15 protein-coding genes are annotated in these 19016 nt (G+C 48.0%); 14 read left to right on the forward strand and 1 reads right to left on the reverse strand.

The annotated features are described in order from the left end of the window. The first annotated feature begins 58 nt into the window (after positions 1–58). The 6 genes from V8Q34_RS04745 (at position 59) to V8Q34_RS04770 (ending at position 10752) form a co-directional block, all read left to right on the forward strand. Entirely contained in the window at positions 59–1387 is a 1329-nt protein-coding gene (locus V8Q34_RS04745; protein WP_033140665.1) for an ABC transporter substrate-binding protein, read from the forward strand. Positions 1388–1469: 82 nt separating this feature from the next. Next, positions 1470–2357, forward strand: a complete 888-nt coding sequence (locus V8Q34_RS04750; protein ID WP_335834945.1) for a carbohydrate ABC transporter permease — start codon at positions 1470–1472, stop codon at positions 2355–2357. Next, positions 2358–3200, forward strand: a complete 843-nt coding sequence (locus V8Q34_RS04755) for a carbohydrate ABC transporter permease (RefSeq protein WP_018595299.1) — start codon at positions 2358–2360, stop codon at positions 3198–3200. A gap of 4 nt (positions 3201–3204) precedes the next feature. Beyond that, a complete protein-coding gene (locus tag V8Q34_RS04760) occupies positions 3205–5544 on the forward strand; it encodes a glycoside hydrolase family 65 protein (protein WP_335834946.1) in 2340 nt (779 codons plus the stop codon). Continuing rightward, positions 5531–6400 (forward strand): hypothetical protein, encoded by an 870-nt coding sequence (locus V8Q34_RS04765; protein WP_018595301.1) that lies wholly within the window; start codon positions 5531–5533, stop codon positions 6398–6400. Before V8Q34_RS04760 ends, V8Q34_RS04765 begins: the two co-directional genes overlap by 14 nt. A gap of 26 nt (positions 6401–6426) precedes the next feature. Next, positions 6427–10752 (forward strand): discoidin domain-containing protein, encoded by a 4326-nt coding sequence (locus tag V8Q34_RS04770; RefSeq protein ID WP_256129787.1) that lies wholly within the window; start codon positions 6427–6429, stop codon positions 10750–10752. Between the two features lie 60 nt (positions 10753–10812). Here V8Q34_RS04770 and V8Q34_RS04775 read toward each other — a convergent pair whose 3' ends face one another. Beyond that, on the reverse strand, positions 10813–12348 hold the full coding sequence (locus V8Q34_RS04775; protein ID WP_335834947.1) for a D-alanyl-D-alanine carboxypeptidase family protein: 1536 nt from the start codon (positions 12346–12348) through the stop codon (positions 10813–10815). A 181-nt stretch (positions 12349–12529) separates the two neighbouring features. Between V8Q34_RS04775 and V8Q34_RS04780 the strand changes: the two genes are divergently transcribed. The 8 genes from V8Q34_RS04780 to V8Q34_RS04815 all read left to right on the forward strand — a co-directional run bounded on the left by V8Q34_RS04780 (position 12530) and on the right by V8Q34_RS04815 (position 18806). Beyond that, positions 12530–12907: a GntR family transcriptional regulator gene (locus V8Q34_RS04780; RefSeq protein ID WP_026255477.1), complete on the forward strand. Its 378-nt coding sequence runs from the start codon at positions 12530–12532 to the stop codon at positions 12905–12907. Continuing rightward, on the forward strand, positions 12904–13785 hold the full coding sequence (locus V8Q34_RS04785) for an ABC transporter ATP-binding protein (RefSeq protein WP_033140655.1): 882 nt from the start codon (positions 12904–12906) through the stop codon (positions 13783–13785). The genes V8Q34_RS04780 and V8Q34_RS04785 overlap by 4 nt, the downstream gene beginning before the upstream one ends. Before the next feature lie 2 nt (positions 13786–13787). Continuing rightward, entirely contained in the window at positions 13788–14450 is a 663-nt protein-coding gene (locus tag V8Q34_RS04790) for a hypothetical protein (RefSeq protein ID WP_227245163.1), read from the forward strand. A gap of 12 nt (positions 14451–14462) precedes the next feature. Next, positions 14463–15173, forward strand: coding sequence for a hypothetical protein (locus V8Q34_RS04795; RefSeq protein WP_256129792.1), 711 nt, complete (start codon positions 14463–14465; stop codon positions 15171–15173). An 844-nt stretch (positions 15174–16017) separates the two neighbouring features. After that, complete coding sequence (locus V8Q34_RS04800) at positions 16018–16227, forward strand: helix-turn-helix domain-containing protein (RefSeq protein WP_227245160.1); 210 nt, start codon at positions 16018–16020, stop codon at positions 16225–16227. A gap of 76 nt (positions 16228–16303) precedes the next feature. Then, positions 16304–17338: an SPFH domain-containing protein gene (locus tag V8Q34_RS04805; RefSeq protein WP_227245158.1), complete on the forward strand. Its 1035-nt coding sequence runs from the start codon at positions 16304–16306 to the stop codon at positions 17336–17338. A gap of 4 nt (positions 17339–17342) precedes the next feature. After that, positions 17343–18044: an SHOCT domain-containing protein gene (locus V8Q34_RS04810; RefSeq protein WP_227245155.1), complete on the forward strand. Its 702-nt coding sequence runs from the start codon at positions 17343–17345 to the stop codon at positions 18042–18044. Between the two features lie 12 nt (positions 18045–18056). Further along, entirely contained in the window at positions 18057–18806 is a 750-nt protein-coding gene (locus V8Q34_RS04815) for a leucine-rich repeat domain-containing protein (protein ID WP_227245153.1), read from the forward strand. The last annotated feature ends 210 nt before the right edge of the window (positions 18807–19016 follow it).

The raw sequence follows: 19016 nt of genomic DNA on the forward strand, positions 1-19016 counted from the left end.
TTTTTACATCAGGAAGCTGAGTAAAAAACGAGTTCAGCGAAAAAAGGAGGAACTGTTTATGAGAAAGAAACTGGTAAGCGTGCTGCTGTGTGCAGGTATGATCGCATCTATGGCAGCCGGATGCGGCAGTAATGAGGGCGGAAACAGCAAACAGGAAGAGACAAAGTCATCCGATGGTAAAGTGGTGCTCAACGTGATCAATTACCACGTAGGTACAGACTATGCGGCTGAATATTATGATTACCTCTTCACGGAATTCCAGAAGACAGAAGAGGGCAAGAATGTAGAATTCAAATTCGAGGAGATTCCCACAACAGATGCATACAACCAGAAGATCAAGCTGCTGATCTCCAGCGGTGACCTTCCGGACATTGTATTCAACGGTGGAAACAATATCATCAATCTGGCCGTGGAGTCAGGAAAGGTTCAGGATCTGACATCGTATTTTGAGGAAGACCCGGAGTGGAAAGCCCAGTTTGATGAGAGTTCACTGGAATTTAACTCTGTGGACGGCAAGATTTACGGTGTTCCTGTGTCAAAGGAGATTTCCTATATCTATTATAACAAGGATTTATTTGAGCAGGCAGGCCTGGAAGCTCCTGATGTGGCGTATGAGACCTGGGATGACTTCTTCAAGGCATGTGATACCCTGAAAGAAAAAGGAATCACTCCTCTCGGAATGGATACCGCGGACCTGGGATGGCTGACAAACCTGTGGTACAGCGGACTGATCGGAACTGCAGGGGATACCGGCAATGAGTTCATGAATGCCATGTATCCTACAGATTATAATACTCCTGAGGTTGAAAAAGCCACCACAGATTTACAGAAAATGCTGGCTGAATACACCACAGCAGATGCAGTGGGCGGCAAATACGATACCATGGCAACTCATTTCTTCAACAGTGAAGTTGCAATGTTCCCCAACGGACCGTGGATGATCCCGGATATCAGAAGTGAAGAGAAAGCACCGGCAGGCTTCTACGACAAGGTGGGCATTATGCTCCTTCCGGAATACGGTATGGAAATGGTTCCCACACCGGGCGATATGGTGGGCGCAAAAGACCCAGAGAAAATCGAAGCGGCAGTTGCATTCCTGAAATTTGAGACATCCATTGAAAACCAGTTAAAGGGACTGGAAATGGCCGGCCTTCAGCCCGTATCCAGCCAGGTTGAAATCCCGGATTCCCTGAAGGATTCCGATCCTCTTATGGCGGAAGTCCTTGAGATCCAGCCGAAGGCAAAATGGACATATGGACAGAACCAGGCGTACTGGTACCAGAATGTTATTGACACATTCTCCACAGAACTTCCGGAGCTTGCCTATGCAAATATCACCCCTGAAGAATTCTGTACAAAACTTTCCGAAGCAGCACAGAAAAATTAACAGGAAATAAATAGCTTAAAATGGGGTTGTTGTACAAAATCTTACAAGGTACAGCAGCCCCATTTTCAGAAAGGGGATAACTATGAGCACAAAGAATAAAAAAGTATGGATTGCACTGTTTATTGTGCCGTGCATGATTTTATTCGTATTGATCTATGCAGCACCCATCGTTACGGTTCTGTACACGTCCTTATGTGAGTATACGGTTTCCACAAGCCCGGTACTGAAAGGACTGGAAAACTTTAAAACCATTTTCCGGGACAAGGATTTCCTGGAATCCATCAAGAATACCCTGGTATGGGTGGTTCTGCAGAGTACCTTCCATGTGTCTCTGGGATTTATCATGGCGCTTGTACTGCGCAGAAAACCCAAAGGCTGGAAGTTTGTCAGAACAGCCTATATGATACCGAATATCATTCCCACAGCAGCCACTGGTGTTATGTTCACACTGCTTCTGAACCCAACCTTCGGCGTGCTGAAATCCGTATACGGCATTTTCGGCCTGGATGCCGCTCAGATCCCCAACCTGTTCGGCAATTCCAAGTTCGCCTTCTGGACAGTGACCTGCACCTGGATTCTGTACTCAGGTTTCAACACCATTATATTCCTGGCAGAGATGGGCGCTGTGGACACAGCCATCTATGAGGCTGCCAGAGTGGACGGGGCAAAGCCGTGGCAGATGGACCGCTATATCACCATCCCCCTTATGAAGAATATCTTCGGTACCTGCGTAGTGCTGGCATCTGTGGCCATGGTATCTCAGTTCGATATCATCTATGTGACCACAAAGGGCGGACCGGGCAACTCAACTTTGAACCTGCCCACTTATCTGTACAAAGTAGCGACTCTGGAAAATAACTACGGCAAGGCCAACGCAGTGGGTGTGATCCAGATTGCCCTGGGACTGGTTCTGGTAGTCTTCATCCAGGCATTGTTCCGGGAGAAAAAAATGAAACAGGAGGGGAAATAAATGTATCACGAGTCAAAAGTGAAAAAAGGCCTTCTGGGCATACCGAAATATATCTTTATGCTGTTCTTCGTTCTGATCGCCGTAGGCCCCATGATCTGGGCTTTCCTAAGCTCCTTCAAGACTTATGCGGAGATCAATTCCTCCGCCATTGCGCTGCCGAAGAGCCTGAATCTGCAGAACTATAAAGACGCCTTCAAGTACGCGCCTATTGCAAAGTATTTCCTGAACAGTGTGCTGATCGTGGGTATCAGTGTTCTGGTGACGGTCTGCGTGGTTGCCATGTGCGCCTATGTGGTTTCCAGGTTCCGTTTCAAACTGAAGACAGTGATTGTGCTTATGATCTCCGCATCCCTGATGCTTCCGGCACAGGCTATCTCCCAGCCGCTTTTTGCTATTTTCAAAGCGCTCGGAATCTTCGATACAAAGCTGGGGCTGATCCTGGTGTATTCCGCAATGGGGATTCCCATGTCCTTCTTTGTCATGGTGAGTTATTATGAGACGATCTCCACTGCGCTGGAAGAGTCTGCTTATATAGACGGAGCTACATTTTTACAGACATTTCTGCATATTATCCTGCCGCTGGCGAAGCCGGGCCTTGTGACCATTGCGCTGCTGCAGTTTATCAATACCTGGAATGAGTTTTATTTTGCTCTTATGCTCACAAGCGGTGACAGCGCCAGGACCGTGCCCATTGCCCTGAACTATTATATGGGAACCTTTGCGAACAACTATTCTGCGCTGTTTGCGGCAGTGGTCATGACGGTTATGCCGACGATCTTAGTGTTTATTATCCTGCAGAGGCAGGTTATGGAAAGCCTGACAGCAGGTGCAGTGAAAGGATAAATGTATGGATACCAACAAAAAACCAATTTACCCGGTGGAGCCCTGGAACATTACGGAGACTGAGTTCAGGGTTGAGAATAACTACAGAAATGAGACTACATTCGCCCTGTCAAACGGATATATCGGCACAAGGGGAACCTTTGAGGAAGCCTATGATTTTGACATTGATACAGGGCTGGAAGGAAACTTTATCAACGGGTTTTATGAGAGCGAGGAGATCCGCTACGGGGAGGCCAATTTCGGTTCCCCTCTCCACAGCCAGTCTCTTTTAAATCTGCCCAACGCAAAGAAGATCAGGCTGTACGCAGGCGGGGAGGAATTCCATATACAGAAAGGCACGGTCAGTGATTACAGCCGTGTGCTGCGCATGCGTGACGGAATTCTGGAGAGAAATCTGGTCTATACCACGCCCGGCGGCAAGCAGATGCGCATACAGATCAGCCGTTTTGTATCTTTCCGGTGGAAAAATATAATGGAGATCCGGTACTGTGTGACACCTCTTAATTTCTCCGGGGAACTCACTTTTGTTACCGGAATTGAGGGAAATGTGGAAAACCACACCAGAAAGACCAACCCCATTGTGGATTATGGTCCTTTTGGGCGCAGGCTGGAGCCGACGGCTGTGAAGGCGGACGGGGACAGCATTTACTATGAGGCAGTCACCAGGAACAGCCGTCTCACCGCAGCCTGCGGATGTATGCACCATCTGGAAGGGGCACCATATGAGGTCAGCGCCTGCAAAGAAGAGCTGGCTGTGTCCCTTACCTATACCGCTGCGGCAGAGCAGGGAGAGACGGTCTGTCTGGAAAAATATATATGCTACAGTTCCGACCTGGATATGGATAGAGAGGAGCTGGAGACGTATACCGGGAAAATGCTCCGGTGTGCCGCCGCTGCAGGATATGTGCAGGCGGAAAAAGAGCAGATCAGCTACATGAACCGATACTGGGAAAAGGCCGATGTGGTAGTGAAGGGGGATGAAGCCCTGCAGCAGGGAATCCGTTTTAACCTGTTCCACATCATGCAGTCAGCCGGGCGCGACGGAAGAACCGGAATGGGGGCCAAGGGACTCAGCGGTGAGGGATACGAGGGGCATTATTTCTGGGATACGGAAATGTATGTGTTCCCTGTATTTGTCTACACAGACCCTGAGATCGCTGCGCATCTGCTGGATTACCGCTACGGCACATTGGATAAGGCAAGGGCCAGAGCCAGGATACTGGGGCATGATAAAGGCGCTCTGTACCCATGGAGGACCATCAACGGGGAGGAGGCATCCACCTACTATCCCCTGGGAACGGCTCAGTATCATATAAACGGTGACATTTCCTATGCCCTATGCCTCTATCTGGATGTGACAAAGGACAAAGAATTTTTCCTTGAAAAGGGAGCGGAAATGCTCATAGAGATGGCCCGGGTATGGGCAGATGTGGGAAGCTTTGCGGAATGTAAAGGCGGAAAATACTGCATCTGTGATGTGACAGGCCCGGATGAATATAACGTGCTGGTAGATAACAATTTCTATACAAACCTGTTGGCAAGGGAGAGCCTGCGGGCTGCCCTGAAGGCTGTCAGGTACCTCAGGGAACAGGAACCGGAGAGATACGAAAGCCTTGCCGGGAAACTGGATTTTGCCTGGGAGGAGACAGATTTGTGGGATAAGATCATTGAGAATATGTATTTCCCATACGATGAGAAGCGTCAGGTCTATCCCCTTGATGACGGATTTATGATGCGCAAACCGTGGGATGAGTCTAAGATCCCGCCGGAAAAAAGGGCATGGCTGTATGAAAACTATCACCCGCTGTTCATTATGCGCCACAGGATGTCAAAACAGGCGGATGCCATTCTGGGCATGTATCTGTACAGCAATCTGTTCACTGAGGAAGAGCTTAAGAGAAATTATGATTTCTATCAGGAAGTAACACTGCACCACTCTTCCCTTTCCACCTGTATCTTCGGGATCGTAGCCTGTGAGATCGGTTATTACGATGAGGCGTATACCTACTTCTCCCAGTCTGCCAGAATGGACCTGGATGACTACCACAACAACTTCTACGCGGGTATCCACGCTGCTAATATGGCAGGAACCTGGCAGGCAGTGGTAAATGGGTTTGCAGGGCTGAGGACCAATGACGGCACACTGCGCTTTAAGCCGTATCTGCCGGAAAAATGGGAGGGATATCAGTTCTGTATCGGCTATCAGGGCAGCACCCTCAAGGTGGAGATTGGAAGAAACGGGGCTGACTTTACCCTGCTTGAAGGAAAGCCTGCAGTCTTCTATGTAAACGGGAGAGCGTGCAGTATCAAAGAGGAAGGAGGTACCTGGCATGAAGAAATATAAAGCAGTATTTTTTGACTGGGACGGTACTGCGGTCTTTTCCAGGACAGCGCCTGTGGATCAGGTTGTTGTTCCCATGAAAAAGCTGCTGGCAGAGGGCGTGAAGCTGGCTGTCATAAGCGGCACCACCATCAATAATATCGGAGGAGGAAAGCTCCATGAATATTTTACCCCGAAGGAGAGGCAGAATCTGTTCTACGGTCTGGGCAGGGGGGCTTATAACTATCATTTTACGGATGACGGACGGCCCGAAGTCTTCTGCAGTCTTATCCCGGATAAAGAACTGATGCTCAGGATACACAGGGCGTGTTACAGGATCCATGAGCGGCTGCTCCAGGAGTTCGATTTTAAGACAGACATCGTATTTTCCCGGCCAAATTACTGCAAGATAGATATTCTTGTGGAAAATGACAGGAACGGGCAGTTGTTTTTCCAGGAGCACGAGCTTGACAGCCTGAATCAGACCCTGAAAGAGCACGGGATCGGTGATCTGAGACAGCTTATCCGCATGGCGGAGGAGATTGGCAGGGAGGAGGGATTATCCCTGTCAGCAACCACGGATGCCAAATACCTGGAGGTGGGATTGTCCAGCAAAAGCGACAATGTAAATGCTATCCTGGAGCGGCTTGGCACTGCGTGGGGCATTCAGGCTGAGGACTGTTCTTTCTGGGGGGACGAGTATATCGGGCTCTCAGAGGGACTGTTCGGCAGTGACAGCTTCATGATCACAGAACGGACCATGGCAGGGGATTTCTTTGACGTGTCAGAGGCACGGGGAGAGCGCCCCGAAAATGTGCAGGTACTGGGAGGAGGTGTGGAACAGTTTATCGGCTTTTTGGAAGCCCAGAGTAATTTATAATTAAGACAGGTTAAGAGGATGAAAGTATGAGGAGATTAGGAAAAAGAATTCTGGCGGGCATCGCTGCCTGCTGTATGGTCTGCACCACTATGCCGGAGATTCCGGTGTGGGCGGACGCAGAGGGAACTACCTATTACGTGGACCAGGACGGGGGGAACGATGATGCGTCCGGTACCAGTGAAGCGGAGGCCTGGTCCTCCCTTGACAAGATCAACAGTGTTACATTTCAGCCCGGCGACCGTATTCTCTTTCAAAAAGGAGATGTGTGGACAGGGCAGTTAAGTCCCAAGGGGTCCGGTGAGGAGGGAAATCCCATTGTCATCGGCGCTTACGGTGAAGGGGATGAAAGGCCCAGGATCGACGGCAATAACTGGTGCGGGGAAGACGGGGATGACCTGGAAAACAGGATCTTTAACTCGGCTGTCTACTTCTACAACCAGGAATACTGGGAGATCACATCCCTGGAAGTGACCAACAGAATACCCGGGGACAACCCGGATGACCACATTAAGAAGTACGGGATCCTGATCATGGGAGAGGACGCGGGGACACTGCGCCATATGTACTGTCAGAATCTGTATGTGCATGATGTAGTCTCACACCCCATCGGTCAGCAGGCCGGCATCGGGCGCGGCGGTATCATTTACATTATCAGGGGCAATCAGGTACCTACCAATTGGGATGATATTGTAGTGGAGAACAACTATGTCGGGCCGAATATCAACCATTACGGCATCAACTTCCTGTCCACATGGGGAAGCAGTCAGTTCCAGCACGAGAGCGGCATTCCGGACAGCGAGTATGCAGGTCAGAGGGTCAACAGCACCAATCTTGTGATCCGCAACAACTACTGCAAGGATATCGGAAACGCGGCGATCTGTCCCTCCGCCTACAGCAATGCCCTTATAGAGCACAACACCTGTGACGGCTGCAACAGCGGACCTAACGGAAACGTGCCGGTATGGTGGGAGAACGGTGACTGTACCGTGGTGCAGTTCAATGAGGTCTTCGGTTCAGGTGCATCCAGCAGCAAGGAGGATTCCCAGGCATTTGACGCGGATGTGAACGCGAAACTGAATTATATTCAGTACAACTATACACATGACAACCCGTCAGGCGCATTTTTCGAGTGTGCCCTGGGGACAAAATACACTACATATATCCGTTACAACATCAGTGAGAATGACGGATGGGGGACCAACGTATACGGCGGCGGGGCTATTGTGACCCTGGGCGGATATTCCAGCGGAAGCGGAAATAAGATGTATGTGTATAACAATGACTTTTACCTCAGTGAAGGCCATGACAGCTATATCACCAACAACTGGGACCAGCAGCAGTTAAACGATGCGGACTTCCAGTTTAAGAACAATATCATTTACAGTGACGCCCAGTCCAAAGGCTGGAGTGAATGGTTTAAGGGCAGCGTGGACAACAATGCTTACGGCGGCACGGACCAGAATATCAGAAGAGCGGATGATGAAAATGCATTGGAAGTTAAAGCTTCTGATTTTGAAGATCTGGGAACAGCAGGCGCCGGAGTGGACGGGTTTAAGCTGAAAGAGACTTCCGGCTGTATAGGCACGGGAGCGCTGATACCGGATAACGGCGGACTTGACTATTTCGGCAACCCGGTATCCTCTGACGGATACCCCAATGTCGGCGCTGACAATAGTTTTGCTGAGATTGGCGCGCAGAATGCGGGAATCGACTTCGAGGACCGTCCTGAGGAGGAGACAGCACTTACAGGCTCCTACGCAGACTGTGATTTCCGGGAGGGATGGCTTACCGCACAGACAGGAAGCTCCAAAGAGCTGTACGGGGACGGACAGAGTACGGTATATAAGATCAGCCTTCCGGACAATAAGACCCTCAAATCCTTCCAGGCACACTGCTCAGGAAGCGCTCTGGTGAAGATCGGGGGCAATGGATATGAGAAGACATTCAACATTACAACACTGAAGAATACCTATGAACTCCAGATTCCATCTGCTATCAAGGAAATGACCGTCACTGTCAACTCCCCAAAAGGAAGCAGTGATGTAAAGTTTGACAACCTGGTTTTGGAGGATGCGGAGTATGCGAGATACAACCTGGCACTGAACCAACCCGCTTATTCAGATGGGAACGACCAGTACTCACCATCCTGCGGAAACGACGGGGATGAGGGAACCATGTGGGTACATGCAGGGGATGACCTGGACGGCTATTGGTTCGTGGATTTGGGACAGGATTATGATCTGTCGGATTTTGAGCTGGTGTTTGAACAGGATGAAGAGAATGCCTGGGGTTACACCATAGAGGCAGCACGTGATGGTGAGGAGTACTTTGAGGAACAGCCTATTTATGACGCGTCAGAAAATACAGATGGTTCCAGAGTGCAGACCGGAAGCTTTGAACCGGGTACTTCCTATCGGTTTATCCTGATCAGACTGACAAAATTCCCGGGGGATGACTACTGGCCCGGATTTGCGGAATTTAAGGTTTATGAGAGGGACAACAGTGAGCTTGACAAATCCGCTTTGACAGATCTGATCCTGAAAGTAAAATACATGCAGCAGGGAAATTATACAGATGAGTCCTGGCAGAATCTGATGAATGCACTGGAACAGGCAAAAGCAGATTTTAACGCGGCAGTTACACCGGAGCAGGTGGATGCAGCCATTTATGCACTTCAGGCAGCAGTGGACAGTCTGGATGAGCATACAGACGGCAATCTGGCACTGAATAAGCCGGTGACATCATCTGCGGAAGAGTATGCGCCTGCATCAAACGGCAATGACGGAAGCACAGATACTTTATGGATCGTAAACGGTGACGCTGTGGAAGAACTGCTACCTCAGTGGTGGCAGGTGGATCTGGGCAGTGAGTTTGTACTCAGCAATTACCAGCTTGATTTTGAAAAGGACGAGGCAGAGGGATTCTGGCAGTACAGAATCGAAGGCTCAAAAGACGGAGAGAATTTTGATGTCCTGGAAGATAAGACAGAGTCCGAGAGCGGTATCCGTACGGAAACAGGTGCACTGACATCTGCGGAGAGTTACCGTTATGTCAGAGTGGTTCTCACAGGATTCCCGGAATACGACGGTGCGGACTACTGGCCTGCATTTGCGGAATTCCAGGTATTCGGGCAGGAACCTGCAGAGCCGGAAGTGGATAAAGAGCTTCTGAAGGCGAAAGTGGAAGGTGCAAAGGCCTTGAACCCGGATAAATATACGGAGGAGAGCTACGGCGTCCTTCTGGATAAGATTACCGAGGCGGAAGCAGTGATCGAAGACGATGAGGCAGCGCAGGAACTGGTGGACCAGAAATGTGATGAACTGCAGGCTCTTATCGATGCCCTTGAAGTCAAAGTGATCGAACAGGTGAAGAAAGACAGGCTTGCTGCAATGGCAGCGGGATGCAGGGAGGCTGATCCTGAACTATATACGGAGGAGAGCTTCCGGAACCTTACCGATGTACTGGCTCAGGCATCCGAAGCACTGGAAGAGACCTGGTATACCCAGGAGATGGTAGATAATATTTCAGCTCTTCTGGAGGAGGCCGTAAATGGTCTGGTACCGGCAGAGGAGGTTTCAGCGGAGGACACGGCAAGGGACCTGGCGAAGATGAGACTGGCCCAGGCAGCAGCACTTGATACAACCCTCTATTCAGAGGAAAGTCTTGAGAAGATCGCGCTGCAGAGCAAAGCACTCAGCGATGCCCTGGAGAATCCGGAACTGACGGCTGAGGAGATCAACAGCCTGACAGCACAGCTTACAGCGGCTCTGTCTGAACTCACAGATAAGGAAGAGCCTGCGGAAGTTGACAGAGAGAAGCTGAATGCCAAGATCATTGAGGCAAAGGCTATCGAACAGGGTGATTTTACAGATGAAAGTTATGGAAATCTGCAGAATGCCATAATTGCAGCCGAGGGCGTATACGCGGATGAGAATGCCACACAGGAACAGATTGATGAGCAGGTAGAACTGCTGAAAAATGCCATATCCGCACTGGAGAAGAAACCGGCAGAAAAACCGGATGATCCGGATGATCCGAAAGACCCGGAAAAACCTAGTGACCCGGAAGATCCGCATAAACCAGGTACCACACCAACGACACCTACGACACCGGGGGATAACGGCAGTGACAAACCGAAACCGCCTGCAAAACCGTCCGGAAGCGGACAGGGAAATAAGAATACCGGCACCAACAACAATGGAAGCGGCGCAAAAGGTACTTCCGGCGGCAGTAGTGTGAAGTCACCCAAGACAAAGGACGAGGCAAGGACAGGAATGTTTGCAGGTCTCTTTGCAGTATCGGCGGCAGGTATCATTGTATTGGAAATGAAAAAGAAAAGAAGCAGAAGATAACAGAAGGAAACGGGAAACCGGGGCAGCCAAACCATAGAGGGGAGGCTGTCCCGGTCTTTCTTATTTCTTCTTTTTTTTGTTCCTGGCCTTCTTTTTCCGGTGTCTTTTGATCTTAATGATAAGCAGTACAATATAGAAGATAACGGCTGACAGCAGGAAAATGAGTGCCGGATACTTCCACGTGGGCATGTTCCGGAAGTTATATTTAAGTTCCTGGAAGAATTCACCCAGGGAACTGGAAGAGGTCTTGGGTGTTCTTTCGGCAGACGCGCTGTCCGCGGTGTTATTCTGTGCGGCTGCCCCGGCTGTATTTGCTGTATTGGCAGGAGAGTCTTTGACCGCATCCAGGAATTCCGGCAGGGTGAGGGTCGGACAGACCTCTGCATGGCTTGTTGAGAGGAGCTGCTCGCCCAGATAATACTCTGTGGTCTGTATCTTCTTTTCCACGGAAGTCTTACGGGTCAGTTTCTCCACTGGCAGGTCTGTCGGCAGGTCCGCTGTTGCGGTATCTGTAAAACGCGTCATCGTTTTAGCTTTGGTCAGGTTATAGAGATAATGCTCAATGGGCAGGGGCTTCAGACATTCAACCTCCCCCTTCTGGGCAAGAACTATCTTATGAAAATTGGAAAATCCGTAGTCTAAAAGTGCCGCGGTATCCGGATACTGATAGACGGCATTGTCGGCCAGGACCACAGAGATCAGGTACATGCCGTTTCTCTGGGCATATGTCACAAGCGAGTTTCCGGCATCGCTTGTGTATCCTGTTTTTCCGCCCAGACATCCATCGTAATGCATGTCACCGGATACCAGCATCTTGTGATGGTTGTTCAGCCAGCGTTCCTCGTCTGTGATGTTGGTCTTTGGCTCAATGTAGTATTCTGTTCCGATGATCTTGCGGAAGGTCTCGTTTTTAAAGGCTTCTCTGGCAATATTGGCGAGATCCCGGGCTGTGGTGTAATGTTCCGGGTCATGAAGGCCGTTGGCATTGACAAAGTGGGTGTTTTTGCATCCGAGCTTCTCCGCTCTGGCGTTCATCATATTTACAAAGTCAGGGATACTGCCGCCCACAAACTCAGCTACGCCGGATGAGACCTCATTGGCGGATGCCAGCAGGATAGCGTACAGGCTCTGTTCCATGGTAAGTATCTCGCCGGGCTTAATGCCGATGTGCGTGCTGCCGGGTTCTATGCCATTTACAGCCTCAGCCGAGAAGGTGACCTGGTCTGTCAGAGCGCTGTTCTCAATGGCGATCAGGGCTGTCATGATCTTAGTGGTGCTTGCCGGGTACCTCTTTTCGTCAATACCCTTGGCGTAGAGTATCTCCCCTGTCTCTGCATCCATAAGAATGGCGGTTTCCGCAGCTACCTGCGGGCCTGTGGGCCATCCCGGAAGCGTATCGGACTGGACTTCCCAGTTATAACTGTCCGGCGGCGCATTTGGATCCTTTGGTGCCTCGGCGGCATCTGCAGGTGAGTTTGGGTCAGCAGGTGCCTGCGCTGCGTTCTGGGCAGCTCCGTATACTGAGGCCTGCCCGCTGCCGAGAAGAAGGCAGGAGGCCAGGACTAGGGCATTTATCCATAGTTTGGTTTTTTTCACAATAAAATCCTCATTTCTTAAAGGCTTTATTTATTATAAGAGATTTTATTCGCGGTTACAACCCCTTTCCTGCAACAAAGGTGTTGACAAATAGGTTCATAAGTGCTATGGTTAATTACACAAGTAATGAACTATATAACTAAGGCGGTCATAGATATTTTCCAGAAAGGGAGTGAGATGCTTGCAGGAACTATTGAGTCAGGAGAAGTCCATATATTTGCAGATCAAGGAAATGATAGAAAACGATATTATCCGGGACATTCTGCTGGAGGAAGAGCGGGTGCCGAGTACAAATGAACTGGCGAAGCTCTACGCCATCAATCCGGCAACAGCGGCAAAGGGTGTAAATCTTCTGGTGGATGAAGGTATTTTGTATAAGAAAAGGGGGATTGGAATGTTTGTAGCATCAGGAGCAAAGCAGGTAATCGTGAGGAAGAGAAAAGAGAGATTTTTTGATGATTATATCAGAAGCCTTCTGACAGAAGCGGCAAGCCTGGGAATCACCAAAGAAGAATTGATCGATATGATAGCAGCAGGAAAAGGGGAGGATGCAAAATGAGCGTAATGACATTAAAATGTGAGAATCTGGTAAAACAGTATAAAGACAAAAGGGCACTGGACAATGTGAGCCTTACATTGGAGAAGGGAAAAATATACGGCCTGATCGGACGAAACGGCGCGGGCAAGACCACGCTTCTGTCAGTTTTGACCGCCCAGAATCCGGCCACACACGGAACTGTCACATTGAACGGACAGCCGGTCTGGGAAAATGAGGCGTCCCTGTCCCATCTCTGTTTTTCAAGGGAGATCAATGCCAATATGAATGCCGGAGGAATCGGCGCATTGAAAATAAAAGAGTATCTGAAAATGGCAGAGACATACATGCCTCACTGGGATAAGGAGATGGCAGAGCATCTGCTTGACATTTTCCATCTGGACCGGAAAAAAAGGATCTCCAAGCTGTCAAAAGGTATGACATCCATGGTCACCATAATCGTGGCACTTGCCAGCAAAGCGGATTTCACATTGCTGGATGAACCTGTTGCAGGGCTTGATGTAGTGGCAAGGGAACAGTTCTACAGGATACTGTTGGAGGAATATACGGAGACAGGGCGTACCTTTGTCATCTCCACACATATTATTGAGGAAGCAGCAGACCTTTTCGAGGAAGTTATCATTCTGCATGAAGGCAAAATGGTACTGAAGGAGAATACCCAGGAACTTCTGGAAAGCTGTGTACATGTAAGCGGCAGGGAAGAGGATGTGGATGCCGCGACAGCAGGACTTACGAAATACAGAGAGGAGACCATTGGAAGGAGCAAAAGCGTCACCGTAAAACTGGAGCCGGGCCAGAGAGTGGAAGCTGCAGACAGTGTCAGTGTACAGCCAATGAATCTTCAGAAAATATTCGTGGCGATGTGCGGCGGGGAGGTATAGAGATGAAGAAGTGGAGACTGTTCATGGAATGGGCACTGCAGGTTATAGGCATGTCTGTCGTAGTGGTTCTGGGTATGACAGTGCTGACCGGGGGGCAGATATGGCTGGGATTTTCAAAGGCATCCGGCGGGCGTATGGTATCTGATCTGCCTGTTAAGATGATGCTTGTCACGGTATTTGTATCGGCGGTGACGTCCTCCGGTGTGTATACCAGTTATATACCTGCGGGTATGTGCCTGAACTGCAGGCGGAAAGATGCTTTGATGGGAATGCAGATCATGAAGCTGGTAGTTGCGGTACTGATGTCTGCCATCACTTTATTGCTGGCGGCAGTCGGAGACTGGCAGTTTGTCAGAGGAAATACGGCTGAGGCACTGGAGATTCTGGCGGTCGCATTCTGTGCTTTGATCCTTGTGACATCCGTGGGAGAAGTCGTGGGGCTCGTCTATCTGCGGTTCCGGAAGATAGGAATGATAATCATGGTTTCCTTTTTCGCCATCGGCGGAGGCGCCCTGGGAGCAATTGTAGCCATGAATATTAAGGACATCCGTTTTGATTTTAAATTTACGAATGTGCTTATATATACAGCCGCAGCTACGGCAGTCGTATGGATTTTGGATATTATTATTTCAAGACGCCTGCTGGAGAGTCTTGAGGCGCAGTAGAGGAGGGATATCATGTGGAAATCAATAAAGGAGCAGATCAAAATAGAGGTCTGCGACATGAGAGTTTATCTGGCTCTGGAGGCAGGACTGTGTGCTCTGGGTATGGTTATTATGGCCTGTGTGCACATGTTCGGCAATGAGGAGAGTTATTTCCCTCTGGGCAGTATGATAGCGGCAATCGCTGTTCTGTGTCTGATCATATTCGGAAATATATTCAGCCTGTGCATGGGATTTGATATGGCGGTCAGCATGGGAAAAACAAGAAAGCAGTATTACCCGTCAGCTATTATCGTATATTTTCTCATGACACTGGTGCTCTTAGCAGGTCTGTTTCTGCTTCTGCGTGTGGAGACGGCCATATACGGTGTGCTGCTTCCGGGGAAAATAAAAGAAAATATACCGATCATGACAAAGTTTACAGTGCCCTGGATCTTTGGAGGGGCCGCGGCTTTAAACGGCTGTGCCGCTCTGGGAGCGGCCATTGTACGACAGTTCAAAAGAGGAAGGGTCGTCATTCTGGCCTTCTGGCTGCTTGGCTGCTGGACACTGCCCGGTGCTGCAGAGGGCAGGGACAGTAACGTCATGAACCGTATCGGAATTGCATGGGGACAGTGGTTCGGAGGATTTCAGACCTGGGCGCAGATCAGTATGATGGTGGGGGCCGGAGTTGCTTTGTGTGCGGCTGCGTATCTGATTTTCAGGAAACAGGCAGTGCAGTGGTAGGAGTTTACAGCAGGTGTATCGTTGGAGAAACGTACACCTGCTGTTTTTATTATTCATACCAAAATAGTTTAAAAAACCCAAAATAGAAGATTATAGAATCCAGGGGTATCTGAATGCCTATGAATCCGAGTTTGCAGAAATGTCGGACGTGGCAAAGCCAGAGGATTTCGCAGAATACAAGACAGGTGTAAACCAGATAGATGGGACCGGAGCGGGTATATAAAAAAGAAGGGTTTAAAAAGGCCCGAAAAGAGAAAAATTATCAGTTTATGGAGCAGTCCTGGAAAGAACAGCGGAGGTGTGCAGAGGCGTGTGAAAACCTGCTTGAGCAGTAACGGAAGATCCTGGAAAAGGACAGGGAGAAGAAGCGAAAGGAACGGTCTGTATGCCGGGATATTACATAGCAGAAACAGATTATTATGGACGGCGGACAGGAGAGTTGAAAATGGATTCTCTTACCTTTGTGAAGAAAAAATACGGGCTGCATATATTTAAAGTGAAAAAAGTATAGTCTATTCAGAGAAGGAGTGATAAGTTTTTTCAGGCAGGGTCTGCCAGAAAACAAAAATCACAGAAAATTCCACACATCCCATGACATTTTCTTTGCTAGCTATTTATAATCCTGTCTTTAACAATTTGAGATGAAAACAGCCTCGCCAAATGCCCATAGAATAAGCATTTGGCGAGGTTTTGCTTTCAGTGATGAACCGGTAGTCCGTTATGAAGCCACAAGTTTCGTGTAAACCATAAACCAGAAAATGGTCTGGAAGTTCTTTATGATAGTGGTACCCAGCCTAATGAAAACGTGATATAATGAAAATGATTTTGGAATGGAGGTACGAGCATGGCAGTAAACTATAATAAGTTGTGGAGGATTTTGACAGACAAGAACATGAAGAAGATTGAAATGCAGTACAAGACCGGAATCAGTGGAAATATTTTGGCCCGGATGGGTAAAAATGAATATGTTTCCATGCAGACAGTAGAAAAGATCTGCAGAGAATTGAACTGTACCCTTGATGAGATGATGGAGTTTACCGATGATAAAGCGTAAGGGTTGCGGATACACAGCACAGAGCTATTATACTAATTGTGCGATATATAAGATGTCGTAAAAGGAGGATGAGGGAATGGGCTTAGGGAGCTTTCTAAAAAATCAGTTTATTGATGTTATTGAGTTTGTTGATGATTCCCCCAACAAGCTGCTTGTGCATAAATTCACCAGACAAGGGGACGAAATTAAGCAGGGCGCGCAGCTGATCGTAAGGAACGGACAGGCCGCAGTTTTTGTACATCGGGGGCAGATCGCAGATGTATTTGAACCGGGTAATTATAAATTAGATACCAGAAATCTTCCGCTTTTGTCAGCACTTGCAGCATTACCGTATTTATTTAATTCACCAATAAAATCGGATTTGTATTTTATTAATACTACGCAGTTTATCAATAATCGATGGGGCACGAAAAACCCGATCATAAAGCGGGATGTTGATATGGGGATGGTGAGGATAACGTCTTTTGGAAGCTTTTCATTTAAGGTGACGGATCCCAAGACATTTATGACGGAACTTTACGGTGCACGTAATCTAAATATGACATATGATATCATTCAGTATCTGGTATCTTTTGTAGGAGAGTCTATTGCCCAGTGCCTGGGTGAGAGCCCTAATTCCGTCTTGGACCTTGCAACGCATTATGGGCAGCTTTCTGCTATGATCACTCCTTATGTAAATGAAAAGGCAAAGGTGTATGGCATTGAAGTAGTGCAGGCAGTCATTGAAAATATTGGGCTTCCAAAAGAAGTTGAAAAATTGATTGATGAACAATCCGGTATCGGTTTAGCAGCACGGGATATGGATACTTTCGTCCAATATCAATCAGCCCGGGCAATCAGAGATGCTGCTCAGCAAAAAGGCGGTTTGGCAGGAATCGGTGCAGGTATGGCGGTGGGAAGGACCGTGGCGAAAAATATTAACGAGAGCCTTGATAAGCCGTCAAAGAAGAGCGCAGTGGAACAAGATGGAGATGACAAGAAAATTTCAAAAATCCAGAATGCGGGAAGTGTTGCGGATAAACTTGTAAAATATAAAGAGCTTTTGGACAAGGGGATTTTGACGCAGGAAGAATTTGATGAAGTAAAAAGTATGCTGTTAAAGGAGATTTAAAGGGATGGGTGATATTGAAGAACTTGAGAAGTATAAAAAACTTTTCGATGACGGGGCTTTAAGTGAAGAAGAGTTCCGCATGCTGAAGCAAAAGCTGCTGGGTCTTAAAACAGATGAGGAAAAAGAACTTGAGAGACAGCAGGAACGTGAGAGGGCTCTTGAAGAGATAGAGCAGATGAAAGCACAACGGGCGGCTATACAGTCCGAGGAAGAGCAGGCTGTCCAAGAACAAAATACCGAAGAACAGGCTGATGGGCTGAACCATGAAGCGCAGGAGCGTGAAGCAGGATGTGCAGAGGAATCAGTGCAGGCAGGACAGAAACGAGAAAGCAAATATCAACAGACATATGAAGTTGAAAAAGCAAAAGAACAAGCACGTTTAGAGGCTATACGGGAGGCTGAACTAAAACTCCAGCAGGAGAAGAGGGAAAAGATTCAGAGCACAGCCAAGGGTGCCGCATCATTGGGCATAAAAATATCACTTTGGTTTATCACAGTATTTTTTGTATTGATGGCAATTAGTTGTTTTTCATTACAGTATTTTTTGACAGGTATCGTCTCGCTGCTTATAGGAATCATGGCTTGTCCGAAAATTTCTGTGAAATGTAAAGGGATTACACAGTTGCAGCCAGTATTAAAATATAAAAAGATTATTGTCATTGTACTTGTGATCCTATGGATGGTATTAATAAGTACAAAGGCTTAAGGGGGGACTTTTGTGAAATGCGAATCATGTGGAGCGCCTGTTGAAAATGGAAAATGTACATATTGTGGACGGGATTATTCAACTCCCCCTCCAAAACCTCAACAGTCAAATACTTCAAATAAATATGTAAAACCGGCGGGTCCCAAGGAAGGTTCTGCCCGGACAAGTGAAAAATATCAATATACATCTACCAGTACCCAGCCAAAGTCCAAGAAGAAATCCGGATGTGGGACAATCATTATCGTTCTTATTGTTTTGGGTATCATAGGTGCAATCTTTGGAGATTCAGATGATTCAGACTCGAAAGATACATCATCTGTGTGGGCTGCCGGGATAACACCTATAGATGATTTTAAATATTATCTGGATGGTGGCAAGGTGTATTTGCAGGATTATACAGGACACGGGCACAAGGTGAGGGTTGGAAATTCATATGAGATTGACGGAAAAGAGTATGCTGTTGCAGACACAATTGAAGATTTGTTTTGCCGGAACCGTGTAGACAGTATCATTCTTCCGGAAGGAATCGTTACTATGCCTAAGAATACATTCAGCAGCTGTGGAGCAGAATATCTATATCTTCCAAAATCGCTGAAAACTACAGATGAGAATAATGGTTTCTATACATATTTACGCGATGTTAAAAAAATTTATTATGGCGGCAGCGAAGAGGAATGGGCAGAGTTGACCAATAATGCAGAGCGAGTGGATATTGATGCAATAGAGATTATTTATAATGCTGATCCGGATGATTTGAAATAATATCCATTGGCAGAGGTAACGGAAAGACAAAATTGTTAGAAAATCCCCCATATCCCTTGACATTTTCTTCTATATCTATTTATGAGGATTTCAGACCTGGGCGCAGATCGGTATGATGGTGGGGGCCGGAGTTGCTTTGTGTGCGGCTGCGTATGTGATTTTCAGGAAACAGGCAGTGCAGTGGTAGGAGTTGCAGACTCTGTAATTAGG

Source organism: Blautia sp. JLR.GB0024, assembly GCF_037000545.1.
GTDB lineage: Bacteria > Bacillota > Clostridia > Lachnospirales > Lachnospiraceae > Blautia > Blautia celeris.

Coding starts and splice junctions, on each gene's coding strand:
- V8Q34_RS04770 (WP_256129787.1), top strand. CDS start 6,427: ATGAGGAGATTAGGAAAAAGAATTCTGGCGGGCATCGCTGCCTGCTGT.
- V8Q34_RS04810 (WP_227245155.1), top strand. CDS start 17,343: ATGGGTGATATTGAAGAACTTGAGAAGTATAAAAAACTTTTCGATGAC.
- V8Q34_RS04790 (WP_227245163.1), top strand. CDS start 13,788: ATGAAGAAGTGGAGACTGTTCATGGAATGGGCACTGCAGGTTATAGGC.
- V8Q34_RS04795 (WP_256129792.1), top strand. CDS start 14,463: ATGTGGAAATCAATAAAGGAGCAGATCAAAATAGAGGTCTGCGACATG.
- V8Q34_RS04755 (WP_018595299.1), top strand. CDS start 2,358: ATGTATCACGAGTCAAAAGTGAAAAAAGGCCTTCTGGGCATACCGAAA.
- V8Q34_RS04760 (WP_335834946.1), top strand. CDS start 3,205: ATGGATACCAACAAAAAACCAATTTACCCGGTGGAGCCCTGGAACATT.
- V8Q34_RS04745 (WP_033140665.1), top strand. CDS start 59: ATGAGAAAGAAACTGGTAAGCGTGCTGCTGTGTGCAGGTATGATCGCA.
- V8Q34_RS04800 (WP_227245160.1), top strand. CDS start 16,018: ATGGCAGTAAACTATAATAAGTTGTGGAGGATTTTGACAGACAAGAAC.
- V8Q34_RS04750 (WP_335834945.1), top strand. CDS start 1,470: ATGAGCACAAAGAATAAAAAAGTATGGATTGCACTGTTTATTGTGCCG.
- V8Q34_RS04765 (WP_018595301.1), top strand. CDS start 5,531: ATGAAGAAATATAAAGCAGTATTTTTTGACTGGGACGGTACTGCGGTC.
- V8Q34_RS04785 (WP_033140655.1), top strand. CDS start 12,904: ATGAGCGTAATGACATTAAAATGTGAGAATCTGGTAAAACAGTATAAA.
- V8Q34_RS04805 (WP_227245158.1), top strand. CDS start 16,304: ATGGGCTTAGGGAGCTTTCTAAAAAATCAGTTTATTGATGTTATTGAG.